Source organism: Streptomyces sp. 4F14 (assembly GCF_048159485.1).
GTDB lineage: Bacteria > Actinomycetota > Actinomycetes > Streptomycetales > Streptomycetaceae > Streptomyces.
In genome coordinates this window covers 67,565-82,254 of the sequence record NZ_JBLRVY010000015.1, presented here as the reverse complement: position 1 = coordinate 82,254, position 14,690 = coordinate 67,565, and the positions used below count along the sequence as shown (strand labels likewise).

The following is a 14,690-nucleotide window of genomic DNA, read 5'->3' as shown; positions in this document are numbered from 1 at the left end:
GGGGAGTGACTCAGCTGCGGCGCAGCAGTCGCCGTAGCCCGAACACCGCCGCGCAGACGACTGCGACGGCGATCGCGCCCTTGGTCACCCCGCCGCCGGAGTCGCCGCCGCTCGCGGAAGCGGAGTCGGAGGTCGACGAACTCCCCTTCGGGGACGAGGACTTGCCGGCGTCGGGGGCGTCGCGGGCGACCACGCCGCTCTGCTCGCCCTCGCTGCCGTACAGCAGCTTCTTGCCGTCGGCGGAGTAGGTGACGGACTCGCCCTGGCGCTGGAGGGGTACGTCGAGGCGGCCGGTCTTCTTGATCCTGCCGCCGTTCCAGTCGTAGGCGATACCTCCGAAGTACCCGCGTACCGCCAGGTGTTGACCGTCCGGGGAGAAGGCGGCGTCCGTGGCCCAGAGGTCCACCGGGGCTATGGGCCTGAAGATGTTGTCGCCGGACGCGGTGAGCTTGGCGGGGCCCTCGTACAGGTGGCCGCCGTCCTCCTTCTTGTCGATGATGTACACCCGGCCGGTCTTGGGGTGGACCATCATCGACTCGGCGTCGCGGCCGCCGTCGGAGTACTTGACGATGTACTGGGTCGCCCTGACCGTCTGGTCCTTGAGTACGGTCGGCTCGGGCAGCCGGTAGATCCACAGGTAGGGCCAGCGGCCGTCGAAGTTGTCGCCGATGTCACCCACGTAGATCTGGTTGTCGGGGCCGATGGAGATCGCCTCGACGTCGCGCGGGGTGCCGATGCCGCGCAGGGTGAGCGTGGCGACCGTCTCGCCGGTGGCGCTGTCGACGGCGTAGATCTGCGGGCCGTACCCGCTGTCGTTGTGGGTCCAGTAGACGCCCGGGTGCTGGCGGGAGGCGGCGATGCCGCTGGACTCCTTGATCCGCGGGTCCTTGATGGTGAACCCGCCGTCGTCGTCGGCGAAGGCGGGCACGGCGAGGGCCCCCACGAGCAGGAACCCGGCGAGGACGGCGAACGGTCGGCGCATGCTCCCAGCCTGCCATCCCGGGCGGCGCAACACGCGAGGTGTCGGGACTCACACCCCGGCTCCGGCGGTGATCGTCCATCATGAGCGGATGCTCAGGTTCATGCCCGTCGGTGATTCCATGACGATCGGCAGCGCGGGGGACCACACGTGGCGGTACCGGCTCTGGCGGCATCTGTGTGCCACGTACGGCGGCCCCTTCACGCTGGTCGGGCCGCGCGAGACGTTGTACGACCAGGGAGTTAACTCTCCGGTCTCCTACGCGTACGCCGAACCCGACTTCCCGCGCGGGCACCTCGCCGGGTGGGGTGAGGGGTGGCAGCACATGGCTCCGCTGATCGGCGACGCGGTGCGGGCCGGACGGGCCGATGTGCTGCTCGTCTCCCTCGGCCTCATCGACCTGGGTTTCTACACGAACGCGGAGCAAACGGCCGAGAACGCACGGGAGTTCATCGCCGCGGCCCGCGCCGCGCGGCCCCGGGTCCGTGCCGTCCTCCTCCCCGTCATCCCCAACATCCGCGCCACCGCCGACCCCGCGTTCGCCGAACAGGTCGACCGCTTCAACGAACTCCTCGCGAAGACGGTCGCCGACCTCGACACACCGGGCTCTCCGCTGCTCCTCGCGTCCGTCCCTCCCCGGTACGACATCGATACCGATACGTACGACGGGACGCATCCCAACGCGAACGGCGAGCACAAGCTCGCGGAGGCGTTCGCGGAGGCGATGTACCAGGGGTGGGGGCTGGGCGGGCCCTACGAGGAGGGGTAACTCTGGGGAGGTAGACCCCGGACCCCGGGGGGGCTTCCGGGGATTCCCGTTGAGTTCCCGGCTAGCTCTCAGGTAGTCCCCGGGTAGTACCTCCAGCGCCTCCGGTGCCTACGACATCGGTGCCTACGACATCGGTGCCTACGACACCCACGGCGCCCCGAACCCCGCGATGATCTCGGCCATCGCCTCGGCGCACGCCCTCGCGCCGTCCCCCGGTTCCCGGTCCTCCCCCAGGTACGCCGCCCGAGCCCGCCCCAGCACCGCCCGCCGCTCCCTCGCCAACCGTGCCTCGGCCCACCTCGCCGCCTCGTCCTTGGCAGCTACGGTCCCCGTGTCGAGGGTCATCCAGACGCGGGCCAGGGTCAGCAGGACGTTGCGGGTGTCGTGCTCCAGGCCGGCCATCAGGTCCGGCACGCCCGCGGTGATCCCGCGCAGGAGGTCGGCGTGCGGGACGGGGTCGAGCAGGACACCGGGCGGCGGGCCGAGCAGCGGCGCGTCGCCCTGGAGGACCATGGTGAGCAGCGGCGCCAGATCGGCGCTGGCCTCCGGCTCGGGCAGCACCCCGCTCTCGAACTCCCCCCGCAGCCAGTCCCCGTAGAGAAAATCGCAGAGCGGCGGAAACCTCCAGGGCCGCACATCGCCCTGCACCACCACGGTCAACTCGACGTACCGATAACCACCTTGCCCCGACAACTCCAGCAACTCATCCACGATCACCCGCCTCTGACGCTCACTCAGTGACCTTCGCACCACCCCGAGCACATCGATGTCACTGTGCGGCCGAAGCCCGCCCAGCACGGCCGACCCATGCAGATAGACCCCGAGCAGATCCCCCTCCCCGACGACCCGCCGCAGCAACTCCGCTTCCCTGCTCCCCAGCACGGTCATAGGGGGCACGGTAAGCGGCGCCGGGGTGGTGGTCGCAAGCACATTTGTGTGGGTACCGCGCGATCGTGCGTGACCTTGTCACCGTACGTATCGTTGTACTGCGCGGCTGCGCCTGCACGAGGGCGGCCGGGGAGGAACGCCACGATGACCGTCCTTCACGACAGGATCGCCATGGCCGACGCCAATACCGACAGCTTGGACGAACTGTTCGAGCGGCTGGAGCGCATGCCCGTCCCCGAGGGATACAAGGCCGAGGTCATCGGGGGAAACATCTTCATGACGCCGCAGCGGACCACTCACTGGCGGATCATCGCCGGAATCTACGATCAGCTGCGGGTCAAGTTTCCCTTGGAACGCATCCTGTCCGACGTCCGCATCGACTACCCGGGGCATCTCAACGGGTTCGCGTCCGACCTGACCCTGCTGACCGAGGAGGCCGTCGAGTCCGAGGACGGCCGCTGGAGCCACAAGGACGTCGCATTCGTCGCCGAGGTCATCTCCCGCGGCACCGCCCCCAACGACTACGGCCCCAAACTCACCGCGTACGCGGTCGCCGAGATCCCCGTCTATCTCGTGGCCGACCCCTACCAGGGCCGCTGCAACGTCTACACCGACCCCACCGACGGCGACTACGCCAAGATGCTGAGGGTCGACTTCGGCAAGGACATCGACCTGACCGGCACGGTCATCGACCTGGTCCTCAAGACCGACGGGTTCCCCAGGGACTAGCTCTCAGGGACTCCGGTACTACCCCCGGAGTCCCCGGTCGCCGCTCTAGAACATCGTGTTGTCGTTCGCCGAAGTCTCCGGCACGTCCTGGATGACGTCCCAGTGCTCGACGATCTTCCCGCCCCGCACCCGGAACAGGTCGACGATCGCCTGCCCCCGCTGCCCCGGCGCCGGGATGTAGTGGCTGTGGACGGCGACGAGGTCGCCCTCGGCGACGACCCGCTTGGGTTCGACCTTCAGCTGGGGGAACTGGGCGAAGTACGCGCCGAGCCCGGCCTTGGCGCCGGCGGCGCCGTTCGGGATGTTCGGGTTGTGCTGCTGGTAGTCGGCGCCCCAGTACCGGTCGATCGCGTTGACGTCCTTGCGCACGATCAACTGGTCGAACGCCTTCACCACGAGCTTCTTGTTGTACGCCGTCAGCCAGGCGGGCCCGGGCTGCTGGGTACGCGGCCAACTCACCGTGGAGAACATGTCGTTGCCGTTGGCGGTGGTGTCGGGCACGTTCTGCCCGGTGTCCCAGTGCTCGGCGATCTTCCCGCCCTGGAACCGGAAGATGTCGAAGACGGCGCTCCCCCGACTCCCGGGCGTCATCACGACGTTGGAGTGGACGACGACCAAGTCCCCTTCGGAGATGACCCTCTTGACGTCGTACTTCGCGTCGGGGAACTGCTGGTGGACGGACGTGCCCAGGTTCTTCAGCGTGGCTGCGCCGTCGGGCGCGAACGGGTTGTGCTGGATGTAGTCGGCGCGGACGTAGCGGTCGACGACGGCCCCGTCGCCCCGCTCGAAGACCCCCTTGAGGACGCGCACGGCGACGTCCTTCTGGTGGGCGAGGCGCAGCGGCGAGTCGACGGACACGTGGCCGGTCCGGTCGTACGGCGCGGCGACGGCGGGGACTGCGGCGGCGGTGACGGTCAGCGCGCCGGCCGCGAGGACCGCGGCGAGCGCCCGTCGGGCGGACGTGGTGGGGGGCACGGCGTTTCCTTCCGGAGGCGTGGCTCTCAGGTAGGGGTCAGCTTGAACTTTCAAGCTGACCCTTCGACCCAGATCCTAACCACAGGGAAGCGCTAACTTCTAGATAGCACCCTCAGGTATGACCTTCCCCCTACCCTCAAGTCCCTTGCATCGAGTCCACTCCAAGCCGTTGGCTTGAGGACCATGAAGTACACGCAGCTCGGACGCACAGGACTCAAGGTCAGCCGACTGGTGCTCGGCACGATGAACTTCGGTCCACAGACAGACGAGGCCGACAGCCACGCGATCATGGACGCGGCGCTGGACGCGGGCATCAACTTCTTCGACACGGCGAACGTCTACGGCTGGGCCGAGAACAAGGGCCGCACCGAGGAGATCATCGGCAACTGGTTCACGGCCGGCGGCCCCGCCCGCCGCGACAAGGTCGTCCTCGCGACCAAGGTGTACGGCAACATGGCCGCCGACGGCGACGCCTGGCCCAACCACGACAAGCTCTCGGCGGTGAACATCCGGCGCGCGGTCGACGCGTCGCTCAAGCGCCTCCAGACCGACTACATCGACCTCTACCAGTTCCACCACATCGACCGCCTGACCCCCTTCGAGGAGATCTGGCAGGCCATCGACGTCCTGGTCCAGCAGGGCAAGATCCTGTACGCCGGTTCCTCCAACTTCCCCGGCTACAAGATCGCCCAGGCCAACGAGGCCGCCGCCCGGCGCGGTTCGTACGGGCTGGTCAGCGAGCAGTGCCTGTACAACCTCTACGAGCGACGCGCCGAGATGGAGGTCATACCCGCGGCGCAGGAGTACGGGGTCGGGGTCATCCCCTGGTCGCCGCTGCACGGCGGGCTCCTCGGCGGCATCCTCAAGAAGGAGGTCCAGGGCGGCCGCCGCGCCTCGGGCCGCGCGGCCGACTCGATCGCCGACGCGGGTGTCCGGGCGCGGATCCAGTCGTACGAGGATCTCCTCGACAAGCACGGCGTCGACCCCGGCGAGGCCGCTCTCGCCTGGCTCCTCACGCGCCCCGGCGTGACCGGGCCGATCGTCGGGCCGCGTACGGCAGGGCAGTTGGAGTCGGCGATCCGCGCGGTGGAGCTGGAGCTGAGCGAGGAGTTGCTGACGGGGCTGGACGAGGTGTTCCCGGGACCGGGCCCGTCGCCGGAGGCGTTCGCCTGGTAGGGGGCAGTACCTGAGAGCTACCCCTCGGGTACCCCGTACTTGAGAGGTACGTCTCCGGTATCCCGTACCTGAGAGCTACCCCCCCCCGGTACCCCCTCCCCACGAGCTACCCCTCGGGTACCCCATACCTGAGGGGTACGCCCCCGGCACCCCGTACCCCGTACCCCTCCCCCAGAGCTACCTCCCCACAGCCGCCGCCACCGCAACCACCGCGAACATCAACACAAGCGCACCGGCCATGATCCGGTTCCGGGTCTTAGGATCCACGCCACCGAGCCTAACCGCCCGCCCCGAGCCCCCACCGCCCGACCACCTCATAACGCGGCCTCTCCCCCGCGACCCCCGACCGCGGCAGCTCGCTGCACATCAGCACCACCTCCCCAACTCCCCACCCCTGCCCGGCGAACCGGTCCAGCACCGCGACGTACTCCCCCGCCACGCCCTCCCGCCCGCGCGCCAGCGTCAGATGCGGCTGGTACCGCCGGGGCTCCAGCTCCACCCCCGCCTCGCGCCCCGCGTCCTCCACCCGCCCCGCGAGCGAGCGCAGTGCGGCGACGTCCCCCGACACCCCGGCCCACACCACCCGCCCCTGCCCGAACTCCCCGCCCCCGCGCACGGCGAGTGCGAAGGGCTCGGTGCGGTGGGCGACGCGTGCCAGGCCGGCGGACAGTGCGGGTACGGCATCGTCCGCGACGTCCCCGTAGAACGCGAGGGTGATGTGCCACCCCTCCCGCCCGGTCCAGCGCAGCGACTCCGCGTCCGGGAGGGTGTTCAACTCGCCGACCACGGCGTCGAGTTCGGCGCAGACGTGGTCCGGTGGCAGGACGGCGGCGAAGAGTCTCATACCGGGGATTGTGCCGCCCGGCATGATGGTCGGCATGGAGATCGCGATCAGAGAAGGCACCCCGGACGACATACCCGTGATCCTCGGCATGCTCGACAGCTCCGTGGAGTGGCTGGCCGCGCAGGGGCGTACGGGTCAGTGGGGGTCGAAGCCGCTCTCGGAGAACCCGAAGACGGTGGAGTCGGTGACCCGGTACATGGAGGAGGGTGTGACGTACATCGCGGAGGCGGACGGTGTCCCGGCCGCGACCCTCACCCTCACCGACGCGCCCGGCGCCTACCTCGCCCACCTCCCCTCCCCCGGCGAGCCCGAGCGCTACATCCACTGGCTCGCCTCGGACCGCCGCTTCAAGGGCCGGGGCGTGGGAGGCGCGCTCCTCGCGCACGCCGCCGAGGAGACCCGCGCGGCCGGAGTCGCCCTCCTGCGCGTCGACTGTTACGCCGGGGACGACGGCGGACTCGTCGCCTACTACGAGGCCAACGGCTTCACCCCGACCCAGGCGTTCACCGTGAACGACACCTGGCCGGGTCGGCTCCTGGAACGCCGGGTCTGACCGGGGTACCCCTCCAGAGCCACGCCCGCGCGCCCCTCCACGGACGTACGGATACGGCGTGCCCCGGACCCACACGAGCCCGCGTCACGCCGTACCCCCTACTCCCGTACCCCCTACCTCCGTACCCCTCAGCCCCGTACCCCTCAGCCCCGTACCCCTCCAGAGCTACGCCGTCCGAGCCAGCCCCGCCCCGGCCTCAGCGCCCGCCTCAGCCCCCGCCCCCGCTTCACCCCGCGGCACGAACCGCACCCGCGGATGCCCCCGGTGCCAGCCGAACGACAACCGGAACCCGCCGACCCGGGTCAGCACCAGGCCGATCGCAAGCGCGGCCAGCAGGGAGATCGCGCCCCCGACGGCGAGCCCGGCACGGACCCCGTACGCGTCGGTGATCCACCCGGCGATCGGCGCCCCGACGGGGGAGCCGCCGAGGAAGACCATCATGTAGAGGGCCATGACGCGCCCACGCATGGCGGGGTCGGTGGACATCTGGATGCCGGTGTTGGCCGTGACGTTGACGGTCATGCCGAACATCCCGATCGGCACCATGAACAGCGCGAACAGCCACAGCGAGGGCGCGAACGCGGCGACCAGCTCGACCGCGCCGAAGGCGATCGCCGCCCCGATCAGCACCCGCATCCGCGAGGTCCCGCGCCGCGCGGCGAGCAGCGCGCCCGCGAGGGAGCCGACGGCCATCAGCGTGTTGAAGAGGCTGTAGGACCCGGCGCCCGCGTGGAAGACGTCGTCGGCGAAGGCCGAGAGGTAGACGGGGAAGTTGAACCCGAACGTGCCGATGAACCCGACGAGCGCGATGGTCCAGATCAGGTCGGGCCGCCCGGCGACGTAGTGCAGCCCTTCGCGCAACTGCCCCTTCCCGCGCGGCGCGCGCTCGACGGCGTGCAGCTCGCGCCCGCGCATGAGCAGGAGCCCGGCGATCGGGGCGACGAAGGACAGCCCGTTGAAGAGAAACGCCCAGCCGGTCCCCACTCCGGTGATCATCAGACCGGCGACGGCGGGCCCGACGAGCCGCGCGGACTGGAAGTTCGCGGAGTTCAGGCTGACGGCGTTCTGCAGCTGGTCCGGGCCGACCATCTCGGAGACGAAGGACTGCCGCGCCGGGTTGTCGACGACGGTCGCGAGTCCTACGGCGAAGGCGGCGACGTAGACATGCCAGACCTGGACGTACCCCGAGAGGGTGAGGGCGGCGAGTACGACCCCGGCGACGCCCATCGCCGTCTGCGTGATCAGCAGCGTCGGGCGCTTGGGGAACCGGTCGACGAGGACTCCGCCGTACAGCCCGAACAGGAGCATCGGCAGGAACTGGAGGGCGGTGGTGACACCTACGGCGGTCGCGGAGCCGGTGAGGCTGAGGACGAGCCAGTCCTGCGCGATGCGCTGCATCCAGGTGCCGATGTTGGAGACGACCTGGCCGAGGAAGAAGAGGCGGTAGTTGCGGACCTTGAGGGAGCTGAACATCGAGGACCTGCGGGCGGTGCGCTCGGGTTCCACGGGCTCCCCGGCCGACGCCGGTACCTCTGAAGTACTACGGGTACTACGGGTATCCCCCGGCGGTCCCTCCGGGGTCGTACGGATCGGTGCGGGTGCGGAGTCTGCTCCGGGTCCCGAACTCAAAAGGGTTCGCCTCCTTGTGTCTGCCTACAGATGCGCGAGCTTCTCCAGCACGGGGGCGGCCGCCTTGAGCTTCGCCCACTCGTCGTCGTCCAGCTCCTCCGCCAGGCCGGCCAGGAACGCGTTCCGCTTGCGGCGGCTCTGCTCCAGCATGGATTCGGCCTGCTCGGTCTGGGTGACGACCTTCTGGCGCCGGTCCTCGGGGTGCGGCTCCAGGCTGACCAGCCCCTTGGCCTCCAGGAGGGCCACGATGCGGGTCATGGACGGCGGCTGGACGTGCTCCTTGCGCGCCAGCTCGCCGGGGGTGGCGCTGCCGCAGCGCGACAGCGTCCCGAGCACCGACATCTCGGTCGGGCTGAGCGACTCGTCGACCCGCTGGTGCTTCAGCCTGCGGGAGAGCCGCATCACGGCTGATCTGAGGTCGTTCACGGCGGCAGCGTCGTCGTCGTGGGTGAGGTCCGGCATGTTTCTTAGCCTAACTCATTACTCTGGCTAAATACCAGCGGGACGCGCCGAACCGCCCGTGATACCCACCACTGGCGGCCCCCACGGCACTTTTTCACTCAAACGGGTGACAGTGGCCCAGAAGCCACCCCATCACCCCGAACCGTGCCGCGACCCTCGTACTCATGGGGACCACAGTGCTCAGCCTGCGAATAGACCACGAACTGCTCGAACGGCTCCGGCACCATGCCGCCAGAAGAGGAATGAGCGTCCAGGACTATGTCGTCCGGACGCTCGTTCGCGATGACTTCGACGAGCGGTTCCAGGCCGCCGTCGAGGAGACGGAGAAGTTCTACGGGCTCACCTGAGGGCTACCCGAGGGCCCCTGACGCCGTCTGGCTCTCAGGTAGTCCCCGGTTACCTCTCAGGTGGGACCCGCCGGATCAGGTGAGACCCAGCGCCGGCATCAGGTAGTAGAACGCGAAGACCGCCGACACCACGTACATGGCCACCGGTACCTCCCGCCCCCGGCCGGCGGCCAGGCGCAGGACGGCGAAGGCGATGAAGCCCATGCCGATGCCGTTGGTGATGGAGTACGTGAACGGCATCATCACCATCGTGATGAAGGCCGGGATCGCGATGGTGTGGTCGGCCCAGTCGATGTCCTTGACCGAGCCCGCCAGGATCAGGAACCCGACCGCGAGCAGCGCGGGGGTCGCGGCCTGCGACGGCACCATCGTCGCGACGGGCGTGAGGAACAGCGCGACGGCGAAGAGCGCGCCGGTGACGACGTTCGCGAAGCCGGTGCGCGCGCCCTCGCCGACCCCGGCGGTGGACTCGACGAAGCAGGTGGTGGCCGAGGAGGAGGTCGCGCCACCGGCGGCGACGGCGATGCCGTCCACGAACAGCACCTTGTTGATGCCCGGCATCTGCCCCGAGGCGTCGGTCAGCTTCGCCTCGTCGGAGACGCCCATGATCGTGCCCATGGCGTCGAAGAAGCAGGACAGCAGGACGGTGAAGACGAACAGGATCCCGGTCAGTACGCCGACCTCGCCGAACCCACCGAAAAGGCTGACCTTGCCGATCAGCCCGAAGTCGGGGGTGGCGACGGGGTTGCCGGGCCACTTCGGGGTCGTCAGACCCCAGGACTGCACGTGTACGACCGCCTCGATGATCATCGCGAGTACGGTCATGGCGACGATGGAGATGAGGATCGCGCCCGGCACCTTGCGGACGATGAGGGCGAGGGTGAGCAGCGCGCCGAGCACGAAGACCAGGACCGGCCACCCCAGGAGGTGACCGCCGGTACCGAGCTGGAGCGGCACGGTCGTGTGGGCGGCGTCGGGGATGCGGGTGACGAACCCGGAGTCGACGAGGCCGATCAGCATGATGAACAGGCCGATACCGATCGAGATCGCCTTGCGCAGCCCGAACGGCACCGCGTTCATGACGCGCTCGCGCAGACCGGTCGCGACCAGCAGCATGACGATCAGACCGGCGAGGACGACCATGCCCATCGCGTCCGGCCAGGACATCCGCGGCGCGAGCTGGAGGGCGACGACGGAGTTGACGCCGAGGCCGGCCGCGAGCGCGATCGGGACGTTGCCGATGACGCCCATCAGCAGTGTCGTGAAAGCGGCGGTGAGGCAGGTCGCGGTGACGAGCTGGCCGTTGTCCAGCTGATGTCCGTACATGTCCTTCGCGCTTCCGAGAATGATCGGATTGAGCACGATGATGTACGCCATCGCGAAGAAGGTGGCGAAACCACCCCGAACCTCCCGGGACAGCGAGCTGCCGCGTTCGGAGATCCGGAAGTAGCGGTCGAGGGCGCCGAGGGCCGGGGTAGGCATCTTTTGGTGGTTCCTACGAAGAGAAGCGGTCACGTGTAATCGGTTTCAGTATGAACATATGACGACGGAAACAACCATCTCCGCGCGTAGATGTCATCGACTCGTAAGCTAAGGCCATGGCGAAGTGGACCCCGAAGCACGAGGCGCCGGAGCCCCTGGAGGGGCCCGTGGTCGCGACCATCACCGGCGGCACGATCCTGTGGTCCGTCCTCTTCCTCGCGCAGCTCCCGTTCTACGGGTGGTACGACGACCACGGCCACCTCTGGTGGGTGTGGACCTGCCTCGCGGGCGCCGGTCTCGGCCTGTTCGGCATCTGGTTCGTCCGGCGCAGGGACGCGGCGATCAAGCGGGACGCGGCGCTGAAGGCGGCGAAGACCCCGTAGTACCCCCGTAGGTGAAGCCCCCTACAACCAGGGCACTACACGCCTCCTACCCGAGTCGGATCTTCGGTGCCTTCGGCGGGTGAACCGGGCGATCCGCACGTACCGTCGTTGGCATGGCCCACACCGATGCGGCTGACGCCGCGCCAGTCGCCCCGGCCCTGCCGGTGACCGGACTGACCACCGCCGAGGTCGCGGAGCGCGTCGCGCGCGGCGAGGTCAACGACGTACCGGTCCGCAGCAGTCGCACGTTCGGGGAGATCGTCCGGGCGAACGTCTTCACCCGGTTCAACGCGATCATCGGCGTGCTCTGGCTGATCACCCTGGTCGTGGCGCCCATCCAGGACGCCCTGTTCGGGTTCGTGATCCTCGCCAACACCGGGATCGGCATCGTCCAGGAGTGGCGGGCCAAGAAGACCCTGGACTCCCTCGCGGTGATCGGCGAGGCGCGGCCGACGGTGCGGCGGGACGGTACGGCCGTCGAGGTCGGCACCTCGGAGATCGTGCTCGACGACCTGATAGAGACCGGACCCGGCGACAAGATCGTCGTGGACGGCGTCTGCGTCGAGGCCGACGGCCTGGAGATCGACGAGTCGCTGCTGACCGGTGAGGCGGACCCGGTCGTCAAACGCCCCGGCGACCCGGTGATGTCGGGGAGTTTCGTGGTCGCGGGCGGCGGCGCGTTCCGGGCGACGAAGGTGGGCCGTGAGGCGTACGCCGCCCAACTCGCCGAGGAAGCCTCGCGGTTCACGCTCGTCCACTCCGAACTGCGCACCGGTATCTCGACGATCCTCAAGTACGTGACGTGGATGATGATTCCGGCCGCGATCGGCCTCGTCATCACCCAACTCGTCGTCAAGGAGAACGACTTCAAGGACTCCGTCGCCCGCACGATCGGCGGCATCGTGCCCATGGTCCCCGAGGGGCTGGTCCTGCTCACCTCGGTCGCCTTCGCGATCGGCGTCATCCGGCTGGGCCGACAGCAGTGCCTCGTCCAGGAGTTGCCGGCGATCGAGGGCCTGGCCCGCGTCGACACGGTCTGCCTCGACAAGACCGGCACCCTCACCGAGGGCGGCATGGACGTCACGGAACTGCGCGTCCTCGACGGCTACGACGAGTCGTACGTACGCCAAGTCCTCGGCGCCCTGGGCGAGTCGGACCCGCGTCCCAACGCCTCGCTGCAAGCCGTCATCGACGCCTACCCGGACGCGGAGGACTGGCGCTGCACCGAGTCGCTGCCCTTCTCCTCGGCCCGCAAGTACAGCGGCGCGAGCTTCAGCGAGGGCGACGGGGAGTCGAGTACCTGGCTGCTGGGGGCGCCGGACGTGCTGCTGACGGCGGGCGACCCGGCCCTCGGGGAGACCGAGCGGCTGAACGAACAGGGCCTGCGGGTCCTGCTGTTGGCGCGTACGGGCCGCGACCTGGACGACCCGGAGGTCTCCGTCGGGGTCGAACCGGCCGCGCTCGTCGTGCTGGAGCAGCGGCTGCGGCCCGACGCGGCGGACACCCTGCGGTACTTCGCCGAGCAGAACGTCCGGGCGAAGGTCATCTCCGGGGACAACGCGGTGTCCGTCGGGGCGGTCGCCGGGAAGCTCGGCCTGTCCGGCAAGGCGGTGGACGCACGCCAACTCCCCTCCGACACAGAGGAACTGGCGAAGGCCCTCGACGAGGGCACGGTGTTCGGGCGGGTTACTCCGCAGCAGAAGCGGGAGATGGTCGCGGCGCTCCAGTCCCGTGGGCACACCGTCGCGATGACCGGGGACGGGGTCAACGACGTCCTCGCGCTCAAGGACGCGGACATCGGCGTCTCGATGGGCTCCGGGTCCGAGGCGACGCGGGCCGTCGCGCAGATCGTGCTCCTCAACAACAGCTTCTCGACGCTTCCTTCGGTCGTCGCCGAGGGGCGCCGGGTCATCGGGAACATCACGCGCGTCGCGACGCTGTTCCTGGTCAAGACCGTCTACTCGGTGCTGCTCGCGCTGCTGGTGGTCTGCTGGCAGGTCGAATACCCGTTCCTGCCACGGCACTTGACCCTGCTGTCCACGCTCACGATCGGAACTCCCGCGTTCTTCCTGGCCCTTGCGCCGAACAAGGAGCGGGCGCGGCCCCATTTCGTGCGGCGCGTGATGCGGTACTCGATCCCCGGCGGGGTGATCGCGGCGGTGGCGACCTTCGTGTCGTATCTGATCGCCCGTCACCACTACACGGGGGCGGACGCGTTGGACGCCGAGACGAGTGCGGCGACGCTGACGCTGTTCCTGGTGTCGATGTGGGTGCTGGCGATCGTGGCGCGGCCGTACACGTGGTGGCGGGTGCTGCTGGTGGCGACGATGGGGCTGTCGTTCCTCGTCGTTCTCGCGGTGCCGTGGTTGCAGCACTTCTTCGCGCTGAAGCTGGTGGGGACGACGATGCCGTGGATCGCGGTGGGGATCGCCGTGGTGGCGTCGGCGCTGCTGGAGGTCGTGTGGCGGTGGGTGGACCGGCGGTACGCGGACTAGGGCGGGGCCGGCTGGGCCGGGACGAGGAGAGCGCGGCGCCCGTTGCCGGGTGCCGCGCTCTCGTGTGTCTCAGGAGGCGTACCTCTTGAGGGGTAGTACCTGAGGGGTAGTACCTGAGGTCAGCGCACGTCGACGTAGTCGGCCGCCGAGGCGACCGCGCCCGTCGTCGACGTGGCGACGAAGTTGTACCGGTAGTACCCGTCGGCCGTCGCCTTGACCGTGGTGCTCAGGGCGCCCTTGGCCGAGGTCTTGACGGACTTGACGGTCGTCCAGGTCTTGGCGCCGGCCTTCTTGTACTGGAGCTGGACCGTCTGCGCGCCGTAGCCGGCGTACTTGTTGGTCTCCCAGTTGGCGCGGGTCAGCGAGCCCTTGACCGTGATGGTCCTGCCCTTCTTCACCGGCTCCGGGGTGGCGTCGGTGGTGAGGCGGGCCTGGCGCAGGAGCTTGGTGGAGCCCAGGTCGCCCTGCCAGGTGTAGCCCTCCTTGTCCGTGGGGACGGCGACGGCGCCGACCTTCCAGGCACCGGACTCGGAGTTGATGAGTTCACCGTCGGAGACGTTGAAGACCATGGCGGCCGTGCAGTTCAGGACCGTCGCGGAGGCGGCCTTGCAGGTGCCGGGGTTCTCGCTGACGAACAGGTCCGAGGGCTTGGCGATCGTCCCCCGGTAGATCGCCGGGCCGCTCTGGAACGACTTCGCGTTCAGGCCCGCCGGCTTGGTCACGGTGTACGTGACCGGGAAGGAGGCCCGCCCGGTGGCGCCGGCCACGAGGGTCTTGGCGATCTTGACGTTCGAGAACGTCACCTTCGGGCCGGGGGCCGGGGCGGCCTGCGCGGCCGGAGCGGCGAGGGCGGAGAGAGCCACGGTGCCGAGGACTACGGCGGCGGTGGCGGTGGCGCGTATGCGCATGTGCGTTCCCCAGTGGGATGGATGTACGTGAATGTATGTGGAGTGGTGCAGTGGCGCCCAGGTACTACCGC

Annotated in this window: 15 protein-coding genes; 7 read left to right on the top strand and 8 right to left on the bottom strand. The window is 69.3% G+C overall.

Annotated features, from left to right (window positions below):
- Positions 1 to 10: 10 nt before the first annotated feature.
- Complete coding sequence (locus tag ACLZOT_RS25735; protein ID WP_416971429.1) at positions 11 to 982, bottom strand: WD40 repeat domain-containing protein; 972 nt, start codon at positions 980 to 982, stop codon at positions 11 to 13.
- Positions 983 to 1,070: 88 nt separating this feature from the next.
- On the opposite strand from ACLZOT_RS25735, the gene ACLZOT_RS25730 reads away from it, so the two are divergent.
- Positions 1,071 to 1,748, top strand: coding sequence for a GDSL-type esterase/lipase family protein (locus tag ACLZOT_RS25730; RefSeq protein ID WP_416971428.1), 678 nt, complete (start codon positions 1,071 to 1,073; stop codon positions 1,746 to 1,748).
- Positions 1,749 to 1,886: 138 nt separating this feature from the next.
- On the opposite strand, the gene ACLZOT_RS25725 is transcribed toward ACLZOT_RS25730, so the two are convergent.
- Complete coding sequence (locus tag ACLZOT_RS25725; RefSeq protein WP_416971427.1) at positions 1,887 to 2,636, bottom strand: aminoglycoside adenylyltransferase domain-containing protein; 750 nt, start codon at positions 2,634 to 2,636, stop codon at positions 1,887 to 1,889.
- A 144-nt stretch (positions 2,637 to 2,780) separates the two neighbouring features.
- Here ACLZOT_RS25725 and ACLZOT_RS25720 point away from each other — a divergent pair, with 144 nt between their 5' ends.
- Positions 2,781 to 3,365: a Uma2 family endonuclease gene (locus ACLZOT_RS25720; protein WP_416971426.1), complete on the top strand. Its 585-nt coding sequence runs from the start codon at positions 2,781 to 2,783 to the stop codon at positions 3,363 to 3,365.
- 45 nt (positions 3,366 to 3,410) lie between these two features.
- On the opposite strand, the gene ACLZOT_RS25715 is transcribed toward ACLZOT_RS25720, so the two are convergent.
- Positions 3,411 to 4,340, bottom strand: a complete 930-nt coding sequence (locus tag ACLZOT_RS25715) for a nuclear transport factor 2 family protein (RefSeq protein ID WP_416971425.1) — start codon at positions 4,338 to 4,340, stop codon at positions 3,411 to 3,413.
- Between the two features lie 183 nt (positions 4,341 to 4,523).
- Between ACLZOT_RS25715 and ACLZOT_RS25710 the strand changes: the two genes are divergently transcribed.
- The gene (locus tag ACLZOT_RS25710) at positions 4,524 to 5,516 is read left to right on the top strand and encodes an aldo/keto reductase (protein WP_416971424.1); all 993 of its coding nucleotides are present in this window, start codon (positions 4,524 to 4,526) and stop codon (positions 5,514 to 5,516) included.
- A 277-nt stretch (positions 5,517 to 5,793) separates the two neighbouring features.
- On the opposite strand, the gene thpR is transcribed toward ACLZOT_RS25710, so the two are convergent.
- Entirely contained in the window at positions 5,794 to 6,360 is a 567-nt protein-coding gene (gene thpR, locus ACLZOT_RS25705) for an RNA 2',3'-cyclic phosphodiesterase (RefSeq protein WP_416971423.1), read from the bottom strand.
- Between the two features lie 34 nt (positions 6,361 to 6,394).
- Between thpR and ACLZOT_RS25700 the strand changes: the two genes are divergently transcribed.
- Complete coding sequence (locus tag ACLZOT_RS25700; RefSeq protein ID WP_416971422.1) at positions 6,395 to 6,913, top strand: GNAT family N-acetyltransferase; 519 nt, start codon at positions 6,395 to 6,397, stop codon at positions 6,911 to 6,913.
- 165 nt (positions 6,914 to 7,078) lie between these two features.
- Here the strand turns inward: ACLZOT_RS25700 and ACLZOT_RS25695 are convergent, their stop codons facing one another.
- Together ACLZOT_RS25695 and ACLZOT_RS25690 are read right to left on the bottom strand one after the other, a co-directional pair.
- Positions 7,079 to 8,386 (bottom strand): MFS transporter, encoded by a 1,308-nt coding sequence (locus tag ACLZOT_RS25695; RefSeq protein WP_416971543.1) that lies wholly within the window; start codon positions 8,384 to 8,386, stop codon positions 7,079 to 7,081.
- Positions 8,387 to 8,566: 180 nt separating this feature from the next.
- Positions 8,567 to 9,004 carry a MarR family winged helix-turn-helix transcriptional regulator gene (locus tag ACLZOT_RS25690; RefSeq protein WP_187748958.1) on the bottom strand — a complete coding sequence of 146 codons (438 nt, stop codon included), beginning with the start codon at positions 9,002 to 9,004 and terminating at the stop codon, positions 8,567 to 8,569.
- A 164-nt stretch (positions 9,005 to 9,168) separates the two neighbouring features.
- On the opposite strand from ACLZOT_RS25690, the gene ACLZOT_RS25685 reads away from it, so the two are divergent.
- Entirely contained in the window at positions 9,169 to 9,351 is a 183-nt protein-coding gene (locus ACLZOT_RS25685) for a ribbon-helix-helix protein, CopG family (RefSeq protein ID WP_055722695.1), read from the top strand.
- Positions 9,352 to 9,426: 75 nt separating this feature from the next.
- Here ACLZOT_RS25685 and ACLZOT_RS25680 read toward each other — a convergent pair whose 3' ends face one another.
- Positions 9,427 to 10,833, bottom strand: coding sequence for an NCS2 family permease (locus tag ACLZOT_RS25680; RefSeq protein WP_416971421.1), 1,407 nt, complete (start codon positions 10,831 to 10,833; stop codon positions 9,427 to 9,429).
- Positions 10,834 to 10,949: 116 nt separating this feature from the next.
- Here ACLZOT_RS25680 and ACLZOT_RS25675 point away from each other — a divergent pair, with 116 nt between their 5' ends.
- Together ACLZOT_RS25675 and ACLZOT_RS25670 are read left to right on the top strand one after the other, a co-directional pair.
- The gene (locus tag ACLZOT_RS25675; protein WP_416971420.1) at positions 10,950 to 11,216 is read left to right on the top strand and encodes a DUF2530 domain-containing protein; all 267 of its coding nucleotides are present in this window, start codon (positions 10,950 to 10,952) and stop codon (positions 11,214 to 11,216) included.
- Positions 11,217 to 11,329: 113 nt separating this feature from the next.
- Positions 11,330 to 13,711 (top strand): cation-translocating P-type ATPase, encoded by a 2,382-nt coding sequence (locus ACLZOT_RS25670; RefSeq protein ID WP_416971419.1) that lies wholly within the window; start codon positions 11,330 to 11,332, stop codon positions 13,709 to 13,711.
- Between the two features lie 119 nt (positions 13,712 to 13,830).
- On the opposite strand, the gene ACLZOT_RS25665 is transcribed toward ACLZOT_RS25670, so the two are convergent.
- Positions 13,831 to 14,619: a hypothetical protein gene (locus ACLZOT_RS25665; protein ID WP_416971418.1), complete on the bottom strand. Its 789-nt coding sequence runs from the start codon at positions 14,617 to 14,619 to the stop codon at positions 13,831 to 13,833.
- Between the last annotated feature and the right edge of the window lie 71 nt (positions 14,620 to 14,690).